Genomic DNA, 17,373 nt, shown 5'->3' on the forward strand with positions numbered 1-17,373 from the left:
GACGAGCCGGGCAGCGCCCTTACCCTTGCTGCGCAACGCGACCTGCTGACCGCTTTGCTCATCGCCAACCGCGATCGCGGCGTGGCGCTCTTGATCCTCACGCGCGATTTTCGCCTGCCAAGTGCCATGGGGCTCGAAACCGCCATCCTCTCGGGCGGCAAGCTGGTCGAACGCGGCCTCGCCACCGCGCTGCAGGAGCGCCCGCAGCACGCTGCGACGCGCGAACTGGTCAATGCCGGCAAGCCCCGTACCCGCACCATGGCGCGCCCACCCATCGGCGAGCCGCTGCTCGAACTGCAGGGCGTCGGCAAGCGCATCGCCGATCCCACCTCGCGGCTCTGGAAGCGCAAGTCGCCGATCGCGGTGCTTGAGAACATTACGCTGTCGGTTCGTCGCGGCGAGGCTGTCGGCCTGCTCGGTGCCGCCGGCGCCGGCAAGTCGGAGCTGCTCCACCTGATCGCCGGCCTCGGCCGCGTCAGCGCCGGCGAGCTGGCTTTCGATCGCACCCCCTATCACGGCGACGATCTGGTCCGCGAGGCGCGCGCCCGCATCAGTCTGCTGTTTCCCGATCCGCACGCCGCCTTCAATCCGGACCTGGCGGTGGGGTTGTCGCTCACCGAGCCGCTGCGCGTCGAAGAGCAACTGCTGATCGACGAGCAGGCCGATCGTCTGGTCGAAGCAGTGCGCGTCGTTGGCCTCGCCCCTGATGTGCTCGACCATCTGCCCGGCCAGTTCACCACCGCTGAGCTGCAACGCCTCGCCCTGGCCCGCGCGCTGGTGAGCCGCCCCAGCCTCATCATCCTCGATGAGCCGACCGCGGCGCTCGATCCGGTCGAAGAGGCCGAGTTCCTCGTGTTGTTCAACCGCGTCCGCTCGGACTACGGCCTCACCGTGCTCTGCGCCAGCCGCGACTTCGACGTGCTGCGCCTCGTTGCTGACCGCATTCTCGTGCTCGAAGCCGGTCACATCGTCGAAGGTGGCAAGCCGTCCGAGCTGGCCGAAACCGGTCACCACGCGGCTACCGTCGCGCTGCTCGCCGTCCGCTATCCCGAGCCGCTGCCGCCCGCACTGCCACAGGCGCCCGAGCCGCTACCGGCCGCTCCCGAACCGCCGGTCCCTCCCGAGGAATCGCCGGCCCCGCCTGAGGAACCGCCGGCGCCTGAGCTAGAGCACAGCCCCGACGAAACCGCCGAAAGCCGGCAGGCTGAGGTCGCCGTCACCGACGGGAGCAGCGACCGAGCCGGGAGCGTCGATCCCCTTGACCCCGAGCCCGTCGGGCAGGCGGACGACGATCGGGCCGCCAGTCATGTTGAAGGCACAAAGTAGCGTCTCGGCACCAGCCGTCCGGGTGAACATCAGCACCCCCTCAGGTGCCTCGAGCGTCTTGATCGTCCCTTTCACCAGCGCCTGGTGCTGCCGCCGGAACTTCAGCGTTGCCCGATAGTGGTGCAGCAGCGAGTCGTTCTGCTTTTCCTGCAAGTCCGGCGCTTTCAGCAGGTGATCGCCCGGCACTGGCAGCCACGCCCGCGGTGCGGTCGAGAAACCGCCCAGATGGGCTGAGGACTGCCACACCATCGGCGTCCGGCATCCGTCGCGGCCCTTGAACTGCGGCCAGAACTCGATGCCATAAGGGTCCACCAGGTCCTCGAACGCCAGTTCCGCCTCGGTCAGCCCCAGCTCTTCGCCCTGGTAGAGGCACACCGAGCCGCGCATCGTCAGCAGCATCGTCGCGGTCAGCTTACCGAACGCTTCGCGATCGCCGTGGCTCATCCATCGGCTCACATGCCGCACCACGTCGTGGTTGGAGAAGGCGAGGCAGATCCAGCCGTCTGGCGCGTCTTTCTCGGTCAGGTCGATCGACGTCTTGAAATGCTGGGCGTCAAATGCCCCGCCGAGATAATCGAAGGTGTAAGCCATGTGCAGCTTGTCGGTGCCCGAGGTATACTGCGCCATCACCTCGAGCTGATGCTGGCTGTCGCCGATCTCACCCACGCTGGTCCGCCCCGGGTACTCGTCGAGCAGCGCGCGGATACGGGTCAGGAATTCGAGGTTCTCCGGCCGGCTCTTGTCGTAGAGATGCTCCTGGAAATTATAGGGGTTCACCGCCGGCGCAGTGGAGGCATTGAAATCCTCCGGCTTTACTACGGGGTTCGACTCGAGCCCGAGCGAAGCGAAATAGAAGTTCACCGTGTCGAGCCGGAACCCGTCGACCCCGCGCTCCAGCCAGAACCGCATGTCGCTGAGCACCGCGTCCTGCACTTGCTGGTTGTGGAAGTTGAGGTCGGGCTGCGAGGTGAGGAAATTGTGCATGTAGTACTGCATGCGCCGGCTGTCCCAGGCCCAGGCCGAGCCGCCGAAGATCGACAGCCAGTTGTTGGGCGGCGTGCCATCGGGGTTCGGGTCGGCCCACATGTACCAGTCGTGCCGCGGGTTGGTTCGGTTCTGCCGGCTCTCCGAGAACCACGGGTGCTTGTCGGAGGTGTGCGAGATCACCTGGTCGATGATCACCTTCAGCCCGCGTGAATGCGCCTTTTCCAGCAGCCGGTCGAAATCCCCGAGTGTGCCGAAGATCGGATCGACGTCGCGGTAGTTGGAAACGTCGTAGCCGAAATCCTTCATCGGCGAGGTGAAGAACGGGCTGAGCCAGATCGCGTCCACCCCGAGATCGGCAACATAGTCGAGCCGCTCGGTGATCCCGACGAGGTCGCCAACGCCGTCGCCGTTATGGTCCTGAAACGAGCGCGGATAGATCTGGTAGATCACCGCGCCGCGCCACCAGTCCTTGTCGAGAGGCTGCTCGGGCGTCGACTTCTGCTCCGTCATCGGCGGAACGGCCATCATCGGCGGCACAACGCTCATGCTCAAACTCCCTGGGCTGGCTCTCGCGACGTGTGGCGCGAGGGCAGGGCCGGAGTCAACCGCAGGTGTATGCGCAGGAGCCTTGCACCTGCATTCGTGGAGCGAAGGGCCCGTCCACCGCAACCCCTCAAAACGAAAGGGCGGCCCAGTGGACCGCCCTCCCGTTCGTGACCTTCGTGAGAAGATCGGATGTCGTCTTGCCCGCAGGGCATCGGCCGTGGGCCGCCCCCGCTGAGGTCCAGCGTTCGGGCCGTTGCCCGAACGCGGTGCCGACCGTGAGCCAGAACTTGCTAAGGCGTAAGCCTTAGAAGTCCATGCCGCCCATGCCGCCCATGCCGCCGCCGCCGCCCGGCATTGCCGGGGCTGCGTCCTTCGGCAGTTCGGCAATCATCGCCTCGGTGGTGATGAGCAGCGAGGCGACCGAAGCCGCATCCTGCAGCGCCGTGCGAACCACCTTCACCGGATCGACCACGCCCATGGCGATCAGGTCGCCATATTCGGCCGTCTGGGCATTGTAGCCGAAGTTCGGGTTGCTGCTTTCGAGGATCTTGCCGACAACCACCGAGCCTTCATCGCCGGCATTGTTGACGATCTGACGGATCGGCTCCTGCAGGGCGCGACGGACAAGGTTCACACCGGCCTGCTGGTCGGCATTGGCACCCTTGACGGTGAGGGCGTTCGAAGCGCGCAACAGCGCGACGCCGCCGCCCGGCACGATGCCCTCTTCAACCGCAGCGCGGGTCGCGTTCAGGGCGTCGTCGACGCGGTCCTTGCGCTCCTTCACTTCGATTTCGGTCGAGCCGCCGACCTTGATCACCGCAACACCGCCGGCGAGCTTGGCCAGACGTTCCTGCAGCTTCTCCTTGTCGTAGTCCGAAGTGGTCTCTTCGATCTGCGCCTTGATCTGGGCCACGCGGCCTTCGATGTCGGACTTCTGGCCCGAGCCGTCGACGATCGTGGTGTTCTCCTTGGAGATTTCCACGCGCTTGGCAGTGCCGAGCATGTCGAGGGTGACGTTCTCGAGCTTGATACCCAGATCTTCCGAGATCACCTGGCCGCCGGTCAGGACGGCGATGTCTTCGAGCATGGCCTTGCGGCGATCGCCAAAGCCCGGAGCCTTGACGGCAGCGACCTTGAGGCCACCACGCAGACGGTTGACGACGAGCGTGGCCAGAGCCTCGCCCTCGATGTCCTCGGCAACGATCAGTAGCGGACGCTGCGACTGCACCACGGCTTCGAGGATCGGCAGCATGGCCTGCAGGTTCGAGAGCTTCTTCTCGTGCAGCAGGATCACCGGATCCTCGAGCACCGCAACCATCTTCTCGGCATTGGTGACGAAGTACGGCGACAGGTAGCCGCGGTCGAACTGCATACCCTCGACGACGTCGAGTTCGGTCTCGGCGGTCTTGGCTTCCTCGACGGTGATCACACCCTCGTTGCCGACCTTCTGCATCGCATTGGCGATCATCTCGCCGATCGAGGCTTCACCGTTGGCCGAGATGGTGCCGACCTGGGCAACTTCGGAATTCGACGAGATGATCTTCTTGGCCTTGCCAAGGTTCTCGACGACTTCAGCAACGGCCAGATCGATGCCGCGCTTCAGGTCCATCGGGTTCATGCCGGCAGCGACGAGCTTGACGCCCTCGTTGACGATGGCCTGCGCCAGTACGGTCGCGGTGGTGGTGCCGTCGCCGGCAATGTCGTTGGTCTTGGACGCAACGGCGCGCACCATCTGGGCGCCCATGTTCTCGAACTTGTCTTCGAGCTCGATTTCCTTGGCGACGGTGACGCCGTCCTTGGTGATGCGCGGTGCGCCGAACGACTTGTCGATCACGACGTTACGGCCCTTCGGACCCAGCGTGACCTTCACCGCATTGGCGAGGATGTTGACGCCACGGACCATCTTGTCGCGGGCATCGGTGGAGAACTTTACGTCTTTCGCAGCCATGAGAGGCGCTCCTTACGAGTTAGGGGAGTGGTCGAAACCGGCGGAGCGCCTGGTTACGAGATCACGCCCATGATGTCGGATTCTTTCATGATCAGCAGATCCTTGCCGTCGAGCTTCACCTCGGTGCCGCTCCACTTGCCGAACAGGATCCGGTCGCCGGCCTTGACGTCCAGCGCCACGACCTTGCCGCTCTCGTCACGGGCGCCGGGGCCGACGGCCTCGACGATACCCTCGGAGGGCTTTTCCTTGGCGGTATCGGGGATGATGATGCCGCCAGCCGATTTCTCTTCGCTGTCGACGCGCCGGACGACCACGCGGTCGTGCAGGGGACGGAAAGCCATTTTTGCTCCTATCAGCCTCTATATGATTTCGCGCCTGTTAGCACTCATGATCGAGGAGTGCTAACAGCTGGCAGGGGATATAGGAGGGGGTCGGAAGCGAGTCAAGGACGAGGCGAGCCATACGATGAGGATGTGGCAGCCATGCGACGAAGGCATGAAACGGGCGTGCTGCCGCCACGTTTGTGGTGCCGAGAGAAACCGTAAACCGCCCCGATGGTAAGTTGCAAAGCGCCCAGCTTGGCAGTACCTGAGGCGCTTGAGATACTTCCGGAGCAGACGTGACCGTCGTCCAGTTCGATAGCCACCCCCGCAAATCCCCCGACAACTGGGTCGCCCCGCAGCTCGCGGTGATCGTCCCCAGCTACAATGAGCGCGATAACGTCGCGCTGCTGTACGACAAGGTCACGGCGGCCCTTGGCGCCACCCCATTCGAGTTCATCGTCGTCGATGACAATTCCCCCGACGGCACCTCGGAAGTGGTGCGCGACATGGCGCGCCGCCACCAGAACGTGCGCGGTATCCACCGCCTCGGCCGTCGCGGCCTGAGCTCTGCCGTGGTCGAGGGCATCCTCGCCAGCGCCGCTCCCTATTTTGCCGTCATCGATGCCGACCTGCAGCATGACGAAACCGTGCTGCCGCAGATGCTCGAGAAAGCCATTGCCGGCGACCACATCGTCGTCGGCACTCGCTATAGCGGCGAGGGCAGCGTCGGCGAGGGCCTGTCGAAAGCGCGCGAAGCCGGCAGCCGGTTTGCTACCAAGCTTTCGAGCCTCGTCACCGGCAAGGCGCTCAGCGATCCGATGAGCGGCTTCTTCCTGATGCGTCGCAGCGTCTTCGACGAAATCGCCCCCTCGCTCAGCGACGACGGCTTCAAGATCCTGCTCGATATCATCGTCTCGGCCGGCCGCTCGCGCGCCCGCCAGGGCAAGGAACTGCGCATCGGCGAGGTGCCCTATACCTTCCGTCCGCGCCATGCCGGCGAGAGCAAGATGAGTTCGATCGTCGTGGTGCAGTTCCTCGGGCTGATTGTCTCGAAGCTCTCCGGAGGCTTGCTGCCCACCACCTTCCTGCTGTTCGCCCTCGTCGGCGGTCTCGGCGTCGTGGTGCATATGGGAACGCTGTGGTTCACCCATGAGGTGCTGAACTTCAACTTCGTCTGGTCGCAGGTCGCGGCAACGCTCCTCGCCATGACCTTTAACTTCATGCTCAATAACGAGCTGACCTATGCCAACAAGAAGCTGCGCGGCTGGCGCTATCTCACCGGCATGCTCACCTTCTACGCCGTCTGCTCCATCGGCGCCCTCGCCAACGTCTCGGTTGCCAGCTGGATCTATGCCTATGACGGCCAGTTCTACGTCGCGGGCCTGCTCGGCGTGCTGATGAGCGTCGTTTTCAACTACTCCGTTACAAAGGTATTCACATGGCGGTAAGCGCAGAACTCGAAATCAAGCTCCGCCGCACCGGTGGCGTCGGTCCCAATACCAAGTGGGACTGGAGCCTCGTTGACGCCAGCGGCACCGTGGTGAAGAAGGGCTCCGCGCTGGGCGAAGAAGCCCGCGCCTTCGCCACGGCCAAGAAGGCCCGCGACAAGCTGAAGGGCTAGACCCTCTGGAGGGGCGCGTTCTAAGCCGCGCCCTTCTTGCCTTCCAGTTCCGCCCACGCCTGCCGCTTGCGGTAGATCGTCGAGGGGCTGAGCTCCAGTGCGGCGGCGGCGAGCGCGATGTTGCCGGCAAAACTCTCGATCGCTTCCTCGATGATCCGCTGCTCCTGTTGCCACATCGGCAGCACGGCCGGGCGCATCGGCGACTCCGCCGAAGCGGCGCGTCGTTCCGTCTCGCCGCCATCGAACATCGCGACGATTCGGCGGGCCACGCCTTCCAGATTCTTGGCACTCCCCGGCAGGTCGCGCGCTACGAAGTCGAGCACCGTCTGCAGCTGGCTCGAGGCGTCGATCAGGCCGGCGACGCGCTCCCGCTCGTCGGTACCACGGAACGCCCCGGCGATCGGCCGGCCGTAGCGCTGCGCCAGTTCGCTGAGCCGCGCCGAAAGGACCGCGCCATCGACTGGGCGGGTCACATGCTCATGCGCTCCGGCCTGCAATGCAGCGAGCGTCGCGGAGACCGAGTTGCCGTCGGAAAGCACCACCACCAGCGATCCCGGCGCCAGCCGCACCAGCCGCGCCACCGCGTCCTCGGCTTCAACCGAGAGGTCGCGCAGGCTGTCGAGGTCGGCCAGCAACAGGTCATAGGAGGCAAGCCGCAGCCGGTCTGCCGCTTCGCGGCCGCACGAGGCCAGCCCGATCTCGGGCGCGACGATGAATCCCCGATCGAGCATCTCGATCAGGCTGCGGGCCCCCGCCTCATCGCGGTCGACGAGCAGGATGCGGGCGGCGTTATCCAGGCCGAAGCCGGGAGCGGGCATGGCGACAAGTCCTTGGGCACGTGGCTGTGCTGAATGGAGTGTTGACGAACTGGGTAAATAAAGCGTTCCAGCCGATCTGTGCGGAAACGCGCCGGCCCCACGGTTTGCCACAGCTCCCGCGTCCCCGCGCCTTTCGGCAGGGCCCGGCCGATGCTATGACGGGATGCGTCGAATCCCGTTGGTCACTCTGGGAGCCCGAGCGTTAAGTGCAAGGCCTCGTCTACATCTTCATCGCGCTGGCCACGCTTGGCGTTGCGGCGGCGGCCTATTTCGGGATGACCTTTTCGCCGATCGAGGCTTTTGTCACCGCGATTGCCTTTGGTGCGCTGGCCGTCATGCTGATGGAGCGCCGCCTGCGCCAGCGCTCGGAAGCGCGGCTCGAGCGCGCCGTCGAGGACCTGGCGCGGCTGCTGTCGACCGATGCCAGGGCCGGGCAAGTGCTGAGCCAGCGCGTCAACGCCATTGCCGATACCAATGTGGGCAGCCGCCTCGATGGCATCGAGGCCGATATTTCGGTGCTCGGCACCGTCACCCGCCAACTGGCCGAGGCGCTGGCCGAGTTCGAGGAGGCTCGCCGCGCCGATGGTGGTTCGCGCCTCGCTGAAGCGACAGCCGAGCCGGCCGAGCCCGACGACGACATTTTCCTCGATCCGATGATCCCGGAGTCCGAGCTACGCGCTGCGCTCGATGCCAATCGGCTGGTCTTCCATATCGAGCCGGTGGTTCGCCTGCCGGCCAGGAAACCCCTTGGCTACGATCTCGTGCCGCGCCTGATGCAGGATGCCGGCGGCCTCGCCGATGCCCCCGATTTCATGCCGCGTCGCGGCGGCGAGGACCTGATCCGTCGCATCGAGGCAATGGCGCTCGAGGAAGCCGTCACTATCGCGCGGCGCGCCAAGACCTCCGGCCAGCCGATTACCCTATTCCTGCCGCTGGGCCGCGCCACCATCCTCGACAAGAAAGCGCTCGAGCAGGTGACCGCAACGCTGGTCGCCAACCAGGCGATCACCGCCTCGCTGAACTTCGCCGTCCGGCAGACCGAGTGGAAGCCGCTCGGCCCCACCGAGAAGCGCGCGCTCTACGAGTTTCGCAAGGCCGGGGCCGGGTTCGTCCTCACCGACGCCACCTCGCTGCGCTTTGATTTCGCCGAACTCGAGGGTCTCGGCTTCAGCGACGTGCGGTTCGATGCGACCCGCTTCCTGTCGCAGCCGCAAAGCTTCACCGATTTCCACACCGCCGATATCGCCCCCTATGCCAAGCGCTTCGAGATCGAGCTCTGCGGCACCGGGGTGATCGACGAGCAGCAGTTGCTCAGCCTGTTCGAAGATGGCATCAGCCTCGTGCAGGGACCGCATATCGGCCGGCCCGGCCCGGTCCGCCCGGATCTCGTCGCCGAGCGTCCGCGCGATGCCGAGCGCCGCATCGAGGCGCAAGCGTAACAGGATAGACTATGCAGGCACTTGCCGGACTGAGCGGGATCGCCCCCCGCTACGATGTGGTTTTGAGCGACATTTGGGGCGTCGTGCATAATGGCATTGCCGCCCACCCGACCGCCGTCGAGGCGCTGGTCAACTATCGCCGCAATGGCGGCCGTGTCGTCTTGATCAGCAACGCCCCGCGTCCGCATGGTCCGATCATCGAGATGATGGATCGGCTCGGCGTCTCGCGCGAGGCCTATGACGACGTGGTGACCTCGGGCGACGCCACCCGCGTCGTGCTCGAGCGCTACCGCGGCCAGACCGTCCACTATGTCGGCCCGCCACACGACAATGACAGCCTGTTCGAGGGCCTCGACATCACCATCGGTCGCGCCGAGGACGCCAAGGCGATCGTCGTCACCGACCTCGATACCGACCACGACACGCCGGACATGTACAATGACCGGATCACCCTGTGGCTCAGCCGCAACCTGCCGCTGATTGCCGCCAACCCGGATCGGGTGGTCGAGCATGGCGACCAGATCCTCTATTGCGGCGGCGCCCTCGCCGACCTCTACGAGGCGCGCGGCGGCATGATCGTCATGGTCGGCAAGCCCTACAAGCCGATCTATGCCGAGGCGCTGCGCCTCGCCGAGAAAGCCGCCGGCCACCCCGTCGATCGCCCCCGCATCCTCGCCATCGGCGACTCGGTGCGCACCGACGCCATCGGCGCCGCCGGCGCCGGACTCGACCTGCTGTTCATCACCGGCTCGATCCACGCCGCCGAACTCGATGCCTTCGGTAACCCTGACCCCGAAGCCATCCGCCGCCTGGTCGAACCGAGTGGCGCCAATGTCGCGGGCTTCATGCTGCGGCTGAGCTGGTAACCCTTCTCCTCCCCTGCTGAGCGGAGGAGGAGCGAGCTGCCGAAGGGACCGCGCAATCACCAACCCGCATAGCAGCCTCCAACCTTAGCTGCCTTGCAACCCATCCGGTTTCTTGCCATATCGCCATCACTCTCAAGGCGGGTACGAATTTGAGCGGCTTCATCAGGCTCGCTGGACTCGACCAGGTTCCGGCGTCGCTGCGCGGCGCCATGGTCGCGATCGGCAATTTCGACGGCTGCCACCGCGGTCATCAGCACGTGTTCCGGGCGCTGAAGGCCCGCGCCGCCGCGCTTGGCGTGCCGGCGCTGGTGCTCACCTTCGAACCGCATCCGCGTGATGTGTTCGCCCCGGCCCCCTTCATGTTCCGGCTGACCTATGCCGACCAGAAGGCCGAGATCGCCGAGGCGCTCGGGCTCGACGGCATCGTGGTGATGCCATTCTCGCTCGAATTCTCCCACATCGTCGCCGAGGAGTTCGTCACCCGCTTTCTCGTCGGTGCGCTCGGCGTCACCGGCGTGTCGGTCGGGGCCGATTTCCATTTCGGCTACAAGCGTGAGGGCACTCCGGATTTCCTGCGGGACGCCGGCGTGCGCCACGGCTTCGAGGTCGAAATCCTCGACATGCTCGACGAGGGCGACGACCACATCTCGTCCTCCCGCATCCGCGCCCTGCTCGGCGAAGGTGATGTCGCGGGCGCCGCCCAACTGCTCGGCTACCACTGGTTCCTCTCGGGCGTCGTGGTGAAGGGCGATCAGCGGGGCAGGGAGCTCGGCTTCCCCACCGCCAATACCGCGAGCCCCACCGGCTTCGGCCTCCTGCAAGGCGTCTACGCGGTGCGTGCCAAGCTCAATGGGCGCCTGCTCGATGGCGTCGCCAGTTACGGCAAGCCGATGTTCAACAATGAGCGTCCGCCCTTCGAAACCTGGATCTTCGATTTCGACGAGGACATTTACGGCGAGACGCTGGAAGTGGCGCTGCTCGGCACCGTGCGCGGCCAGGTCAAGTTCTCCGGCCTCGATGAGCTGATCGCCGCCGTCAACAACGACGCCGCCCAGGCCCGCCTGCTGCTGCAGTCGACCCTGCCGGTGTCGGAGCTTGACGAGAAGCTCGGGTTCTTCAGGTAGAGTCTCACTGCAGCAGACGGCCCCCTCCCGGCCTCCCCCATGAAGGGGGAGGTGAAGAGTCGAGGCTGTGGCTGGATCGTGCCAGACACTGGATGCGGCACCTCCCCCTTGTGGGGGAGGATGGGAGGGGGCCGTCTCTATCGGCTGAAACACTCTTTCACCCGCCGCCCTCGCTTGCTACAAGCCCGCAACTTCCCTTGAACATCGATCGATGACGATGAACGATACTGCGACCAGCGGCGCCGAGACCGACTATTCCGCGACGCTCTTCCTGCCCGAGACCGAGTTCCCGATGCGCGCCGGCTTGCCGGCCCGTGAGCCGGATTGGCTGAAGCGTTGGGAAGACATGGACATTTATGCCCGCCAGCGCGCTGCCGGTAAGGGCAAGCCTTTGTTCACGCTGCACGATGGCCCGCCCTACGCCAATGGCAACATCCATATCGGCCACGCGCTCAACAAGATCCTCAAGGATCTGGTGAGCCGGTCCAAGACCATGCTTGGCTACAACTCGGCCTATGTGCCGGGCTGGGACTGCCATGGCCTGCCGATTGAGTGGAAGGTCGAAGAGCAGTATCGCGCCAAAGGTAAGAACAAGGACGACGTCGAGATCAACGAGTTCCGCAACGAGTGCCGGAGCTTCGCGCAGTATTGGGTCGATACCCAGCGCGAGGAGTTCAAGCGGCTCGGCGTGGTCGGCGACTGGTCCCACCCCTACCTCACCATGAGCTTCGACGCCGAAGCGCAGATCGCCCGCGAGCTGATGAAGGTCGCCGCGTCCGGCCAGCTCTATCGCGGTTCCAAACCGGTGATGTGGTCGGTGGTCGAGCGCACCGCGCTCGCCGAGGCCGAGATCGAGTACCAGGACTACGAAAGCGATGCGATCTGGGTGAAGTTCCCGATCCACTCGGCCAACGGCGCCTTCGGCACCGGCTCATTCGAGGATTTCGGCTCGTCCTACGTCGTCATCTGGACCACCACGCCGTGGACCATCCCGGCCAACCGCGCCATCAGCTTCTCATCGAAGATCAGCTACGGCCTCTACGAGGTCACCGGCGCGCCCGAGGGCAACTGGGCTTCGAAGGGCGAGAAGTACGTGCTCGCCGACAAGCTGGCCGAGGAGACCCTCGGCAAGGCCAAGGTCGAAAGCTTCGTCCGCCTGCACGATGTCGATTGCAGTAAGATCGTCTCCTGCAACCACCCGCTGCGCGGGCTGGGCGGCGGCTACGAGTTCGAGGTGCCGCTGCTCGACGGTGAACATGTCACCGACGATGCCGGCACCGGGTTCGTCCACACCGCACCCAGCCATGGCCTCGACGACTTCGAGATCTGGATGGCTTCGGGCCGCAAGCTCACCGAGCGCGGCATCGACACCTCGATCCCCTTCGCCGTCGACGATGCCGGCTTCTACACCGCCGCCGCGCCCGGCTTCGAGGGGGCCCGGGTCATCGACGATACCGGCAAGAAGGGCGACGCCAACAACCGAGTCATCGCCGCGCTCGCCGAGCGCAACACCATGCTGGCGCGCGGCCGGCTGAAGCATCAGTACCCGCACTCCTGGCGTTCCAAGAAGCCGATCATCTACCGCAACACCCCGCAGTGGTTCGTCTACATGGACCGGCCCTACGCGGCGGAGAAGATCGCGACGCTGAAGCTGTCCTCCGACCATCCCGACCGGGTGCAGATCAAGCCGGGCGACACCGTCCGCAGCATCGCGCTGACCGCCATCGAGAACACCAAGTTCTACCCGCAGGCCGGGCAGAACCGGCTCCGTTCGATGATCGCCGACCGTCCGGACTGGGTGCTGAGCCGCCAGCGCGCCTGGGGCGTGCCGATCGCCGTGTTCTACAACGAGCAGACCGACACCATCCTCGTCGACGAGATGGTCAACCAGCGGATCGGCGCCGCCTTCGACGAAGAGGGCGCCGACGCCTGGTTCAAGCCCGGCGCCAAAGAGCGATTCCTTGGGCAAGCCGTGCCTGATCCGGATAACTGGAGCAAGGTCGACGACATCCTCGATGTCTGGTTCGAATCCGGCACCACGCATTCGTGGGTGCTCAGCAATCCACAGAAGTGGCCGGATATGCAGTTCCCGGCCGGCATGTATCTGGAGGGCTCGGACCAGCATCGTGGCTGGTTCCATTCGTCGCTGCTCGAGAGCAGCGCCACCAATGGCTATGCGCCCTACGCGAGCGTGTTGACGCATGGCTTCACCCTCGATGGCGAGGGCAAGAAGATGTCGAAATCGCTGGGCAACACCACCGCCCCGCAGGACGTCATCAAGCAGTTCGGCGCCGACATCCTCCGCCTCTGGGTCGCCCAGTCCGACTACTCGGATGACCTCCGGATCGGCAAGGAGATCATCAACTCCACCGTCGACAACTATCGCAAGCTTCGCAACACCATCCGCTGGCTGATCGGCAACCTCGCTCACCGCAAGGCCGAAGAAACCGTCGACTATCGCGACATGCCCGAACTCGAGCAGTTGATCCTGAGTAAGCTCAAGGACCTCGACGGGCTCGTGCGCGATGCCTACGAAAGCTATGACTACAAGCGCATCGTCGCGGCGCTCAGTAACTTCATGAACATCGACCTGTCGGCGTTCTACTTCGATATCCGCAAGGACGCGCTCTACTGCGATCCGATCAGTTCGGTCCGCCGCCGCGCCAGCCTCACCGTGCTTGATCATGTGTTCGACGCGCTGACCGCCTGGCTCGCCCCGATCCTGGTGTTCACCATGGAAGAGGCCTGGCTCGAGCGTCATCCGGGCGCCGATTCGTCGGTGCACTTGCGCGAGTTCCCGAAGCTCCCAGAGGAGTGGACGGATTCTAAGCTCGACGAGAAGTGGGAAGCCATCCGCGAAGTCCGCAAGGTCGTCACCGGCGCGCTGGAAATTGCTCGCCGTGAAAAGGTGATCGGCGCCTCGCTGGAAGCCGCGCCCAAGGTCTACATCACTGACGACAAGCTCGCCGCCGCTGTCCGTGGCACCGACATGGCCGAGATCTCGATCACCTCCGATATCGAGATCGTCGAAGGCGAAGGTCCGGCCGATGCCTTCCGCCTCGATGACGTCCGCGGCGTCGCCGTGGTGTTCGCCAAGGCCGAGGGCCAACGCTGCGCGCGGTCGTGGAGGATCCTGCCGGAGGTCGGCACCGATGCCGAGTATCCGGACCTGTCGCTGCGCGATGCGCAGGCGATGCGCGAGTTGAAGGCGGCGGGACGCTGAGCTTGAACGCGAGCAGACGGCCCCCTCCCATCCTCCCCCATGAAGGGGGAGGTGCCGCATCGAGTGTCAGGCACGATCAAGCCACGAACTCGACTCTTCACCTCCCACTTCATGGGGGACTTCGAGCCGTCCCGCAGGGCAAATCGCTCCAGTGGAGCGATTTGAGGGGAGAAGGCCATGAGAGCTATGCTCGAATGGCGAGGGAGGGGGCCGTCTCTATCGGCCGGGCACGCTTAGTCGAGCGCTCACCATGCTAGCGCGCCCCCACCTCATCGCCTCCCTCCTCGCCGGACTCGCCGCCTTCGCCCTCGATCGTGGCCACAAGTTCCTGCAGGTCAGTTCCGATTGCATCGGCGCTGCCTCGACGGTCTGCATCGAGCATCTCGGCTTCGTCACACCGGCCACCCCGCTCGGTTGGCAGGGCGGCGAGATCGTCCCGGTCACGCCGTTCTTCGACTACGTGCTGGTCTGGAACACCGGCGTTTCCTATGGCCTGCTCGGTGATCTGCCGGTTTGGGCGCTCGGCGCCATCGCGGTGGTCGCCATTCTGGCGCTCGGCGTCTGGTGGTCGCGCACCTCCGATGTGCTGGTGCGCTATGGCCTGATGCTCGCCATTGGCGGCGCCGTTTCAAATGCGCTTGATCGTGTACTTTATGGCGCCGTTGCGGATTTCTTTCACTTTCATTGGCAGGATTGGTCGTTCTACATTTTCAATATCGCCGACGTGGCGATCACTTTGGGGGTGTTGCTGCTACTCCTCGACTTCGTCGGGATCGGCCGCAGGAAGCCCGCCTGAACGCAAAGGCGCCTCAATCTGGTCTTACGGCCGGTCATGGTCTATAAGGCCCGCGCGGGGCGCACGGGCCGGGGAAAAGGGAAGTTTCATGCTGAGTGATTTGACCGGGCGGCGGCCCAACTTCAAAGCCGTGACCCGGGGCGGATTGCTGACCGTTGGTATCGTGCTCGGCCTCGGCCTGAGCGCCTGCACCACCACCGAAGGCACCAATGCCCTGACCGATGTCGGCACCTTCGAGCGCGAAGTGCTGACCGAGACCATGAAGGGCATGGGCATGATGGAGCGCGAGGAGAAGGCGGAGAACGCCGAACGTCGCGGCCCGCTGGTGCTCCCCAAGTCCACCTCGCTGCCGGCTCCTTCCGATCCGAAGGCGACCAAGACCGCGCTGATCCCCGAGGATTCGAGCCGCGTGCAGATCGATACCACCAACATTTCGGAAGCCGACCTGAAGCGGCTGCGCAACGCCCGCGTCGTCGACTTGCGCACCCTCAACGGCCGTCCGCTCACCGAGGTCGAAACCAAGCAGCTTACCGCTCGCATGACCGCCGCCAAGCTGAAGGGCGGTCCCAAGCCGCTCTATCTGCCGCCCGATGAGTACTACACCACGGTCAAGGGCCAGGACATGGTTTGCCTGGCCGCCAATGGCGAGCTCGTACCGCTCACCGACAAATCGTGCCCGCCCGACGTCCGCAAGGCCCTGGCCGCGCAGGCGAACTAATCTCAACTCGAAAGATGCGCTGACCCCCGGGCAATCCTGCCCGGCCCCGGTCCCGCAGGAGTTATCGCATGTCGAATGTCTCAGCCGTCCCGACGGACGGCGATCGCTTGGCCAAGGTCATCGCTCGGTCCGGTCTCTGCTCTCGCCGCGATGCCGAAGGCTGGATCAAGGATGGGCGCGTTACCGTCAACGGTAAGAAGGTCCTGACCCCGGCCTTCAACGTCTCCGAAAAAGACAAGATCAAGGTCGATGGCGAGCCGCTGGCGGCGCGCCAGGGCACCCGCGTCTGGCTCTACCACAAGCCTGCCGGCCTCGTGGTCACCGAGAAGGACCCGGAAGGCCGCCCCACCGTGTTCGAGGCGCTCGAAGAAAAAGAGCTGCCGCGCGTCGTCTCCATCGGCCGTCTCGATATCAACACCGAGGGCCTGCTGCTGGTCACCAATGATGGTGGCCTGAAGCGGGTGCTCGAGCTGCCGGCCACCGGCTGGCTGCGTCGCTACCGCGTCCGCGCCTTTGGCTCGGTCACCCAGGCGCAGCTCGATACGCTGAAAGACGGCATCGAGATCGAGGGCATCCAGTATGGCCCGATCGAAGCCATTCTCGAACGCGCCCAGGGCTCCAACAGCTGGCTGGTGCTGAGCCTGCGCGAAGGCAAGAACCGCGAGGTCAAGAACGTCCTCGGGGCGCTCGGCCTGCAGGTCAACCGCCTGATCCGCGTCAGCTACGGCCCGTTCCAGCTCGGCGACCTGCCCGAGGGCGAGGTCGAGGTGGTGGCTGCCCGTGTGTTGCGCGAGCAGCTCGGCAAGCGTCTCGCCGCCGAGGCCAATACCGATTTCGAAAGCGACATGCCCGAAGTCGCGCCCAAGAAGAAGCCGGCGGTCAACCCCAAGCTGCGCGCTGCCGCGCCCGGCAAGGAGCTGAAGAAGGATTCGCCGCGCAAGTCGCGCGAGGGCAAGTTCCGCTTCGAAGACGATGAGACCGAGGCCGCGGCGGCCGCCGCGCTCGCCGAGCGCCCGCGCCAGGATCGCCCCGGCCGCTTCGACAAGAGGCCGGTCAAAGCGCCGAGCCGCCCGCGCCCGGTCGATCCCTCGGAGATTCGCACCATCCACTTTGACGATGGCCGCGAGGCCGAGATCCGCGTCAAGCCGCCCCGCCGCGAGGGCGTGGAAGGCGAAGAGCGCAAGCGCTGGAACGACCCCGAGGACAGCTCGGCCAAGAACTTCGGCCGCCCCGCTCATCACGAGGATCGCCCCGCCCGCGCTCCGGCCGGCGCCGACCGTCCGAAACGCGCCTATGGCGACAAGCCAGCGGGCAAGCGCCCCTATGGTGATAAGCCGCATGGTGACTTCGGCGATCGTCCGAAGCGGGCGCCCGGCGATAAGCCTGCCTATGGCGAGAAGCGCGCCTATGGCGACAAGTCGCGCTCGGCCCGTCCGGCGGGCGATCGCCCCTATGACGACAAGAAGCCCTACGCCCCGCGCGGCGATGGTCCGGCGCGCACATACGAGGGCAAGAAACCCTATGCGCCGCGCACCGCCGCCAGCGACCGTCCCAGCCGTTCGTTCGGTGACAAGAAACCCTCCGGCTCCCGCCCGCCCCGCGGCGCCCGGCCTGGCGGCGATCGTCCGCGTGACGGCG

The 17,373-nt window shown here is 65.4% G+C and carries 13 protein-coding genes and 1 pseudogene; 10 read left to right on the top strand and 4 right to left on the bottom strand.

Going from position 1 to position 17,373, the window contains the following annotated elements; genetic code table 11:
- Window positions 1-258: 258 nt before the first annotated feature.
- A pseudogene (locus VW23_RS29395) lies at window positions 259-807 on the top strand (ATP-binding cassette domain-containing protein); the annotation flags it as partial.
- Between the two features lie 357 nt (window positions 808-1,164).
- Here VW23_RS29395 and bglA read toward each other — a convergent pair.
- From bglA to VW23_RS05975, 3 genes are all read right to left on the bottom strand, one after another.
- Window positions 1,165-2,823, bottom strand: coding sequence for a beta-galactosidase BglA (bglA, locus tag VW23_RS05965; RefSeq protein WP_141728237.1), 1,659 nt, complete (start codon window positions 2,821-2,823; stop codon window positions 1,165-1,167).
- Between the two features lie 340 nt (window positions 2,824-3,163).
- Window positions 3,164-4,807: a chaperonin GroEL gene (groL, locus tag VW23_RS05970; RefSeq protein WP_069908673.1), complete on the bottom strand. Its 1,644-nt coding sequence runs from the start codon at window positions 4,805-4,807 to the stop codon at window positions 3,164-3,166.
- Between the two features lie 53 nt (window positions 4,808-4,860).
- The gene (locus tag VW23_RS05975) at window positions 4,861-5,148 is read right to left on the bottom strand and encodes a co-chaperone GroES (protein WP_055884854.1); all 288 of its coding nucleotides are present in this window, start codon (window positions 5,146-5,148) and stop codon (window positions 4,861-4,863) included.
- A 278-nt stretch (window positions 5,149-5,426) separates the two neighbouring features.
- Between VW23_RS05975 and VW23_RS05980 the strand changes: the two genes are divergently transcribed.
- The gene (locus VW23_RS05980) at window positions 5,427-6,578 is read left to right on the top strand and encodes a glycosyltransferase (RefSeq protein ID WP_069908674.1); all 1,152 of its coding nucleotides are present in this window, start codon (window positions 5,427-5,429) and stop codon (window positions 6,576-6,578) included.
- A complete protein-coding gene (locus VW23_RS05985) occupies window positions 6,569-6,751 on the top strand; it encodes a hypothetical protein (protein ID WP_055884859.1) in 183 nt (60 codons plus the stop codon). Before VW23_RS05980 ends, VW23_RS05985 begins: the two co-directional genes overlap by 10 nt.
- 20 nt (window positions 6,752-6,771) lie before the next feature.
- On the opposite strand, the gene VW23_RS05990 is transcribed toward VW23_RS05985, so the two are convergent.
- Window positions 6,772-7,569, bottom strand: a complete 798-nt coding sequence (locus tag VW23_RS05990; protein ID WP_069908675.1) for a helix-turn-helix domain-containing protein — start codon at window positions 7,567-7,569, stop codon at window positions 6,772-6,774.
- Between the two features lie 206 nt (window positions 7,570-7,775).
- Here VW23_RS05990 and VW23_RS05995 point away from each other — a divergent pair, with 206 nt between their 5' ends.
- The 7 genes from VW23_RS05995 to VW23_RS06025 form a co-directional block, all read left to right on the top strand.
- Window positions 7,776-9,008, top strand: a complete 1,233-nt coding sequence (locus tag VW23_RS05995) for an EAL domain-containing protein (protein ID WP_069908676.1) — start codon at window positions 7,776-7,778, stop codon at window positions 9,006-9,008.
- An 11-nt stretch (window positions 9,009-9,019) separates the two neighbouring features.
- On the top strand, window positions 9,020-9,874 hold the full coding sequence (locus VW23_RS06000; protein ID WP_069908677.1) for a TIGR01459 family HAD-type hydrolase: 855 nt from the start codon (window positions 9,020-9,022) through the stop codon (window positions 9,872-9,874).
- 149 nt (window positions 9,875-10,023) lie between these two features.
- Entirely contained in the window at window positions 10,024-10,998 is a 975-nt protein-coding gene (locus tag VW23_RS06005; RefSeq protein ID WP_069908678.1) for a bifunctional riboflavin kinase/FAD synthetase, read from the top strand.
- Between the two features lie 217 nt (window positions 10,999-11,215).
- Window positions 11,216-14,221: an isoleucine--tRNA ligase gene (gene ileS / locus VW23_RS06010; RefSeq protein ID WP_069908683.1), complete on the top strand. Its 3,006-nt coding sequence runs from the start codon at window positions 11,216-11,218 to the stop codon at window positions 14,219-14,221.
- 250 nt (window positions 14,222-14,471) lie between these two features.
- Window positions 14,472-15,017 (top strand): signal peptidase II, encoded by a 546-nt coding sequence (gene lspA, locus VW23_RS06015; RefSeq protein ID WP_084645630.1) that lies wholly within the window; start codon window positions 14,472-14,474, stop codon window positions 15,015-15,017.
- An 88-nt stretch (window positions 15,018-15,105) separates the two neighbouring features.
- A complete protein-coding gene (locus tag VW23_RS06020; RefSeq protein WP_069908679.1) occupies window positions 15,106-15,735 on the top strand; it encodes a hypothetical protein in 630 nt (209 codons plus the stop codon).
- Window positions 15,736-15,803: 68 nt separating this feature from the next.
- A partial coding sequence (locus VW23_RS06025; protein WP_069908680.1) for a pseudouridine synthase occupies window positions 15,804-17,373 on the top strand: 1,570 nt, incomplete at its 3' end.

Source organism: Devosia insulae DS-56, assembly GCF_000970465.2.
GTDB lineage: Bacteria > Pseudomonadota > Alphaproteobacteria > Rhizobiales > Devosiaceae > Devosia_A > Devosia_A insulae.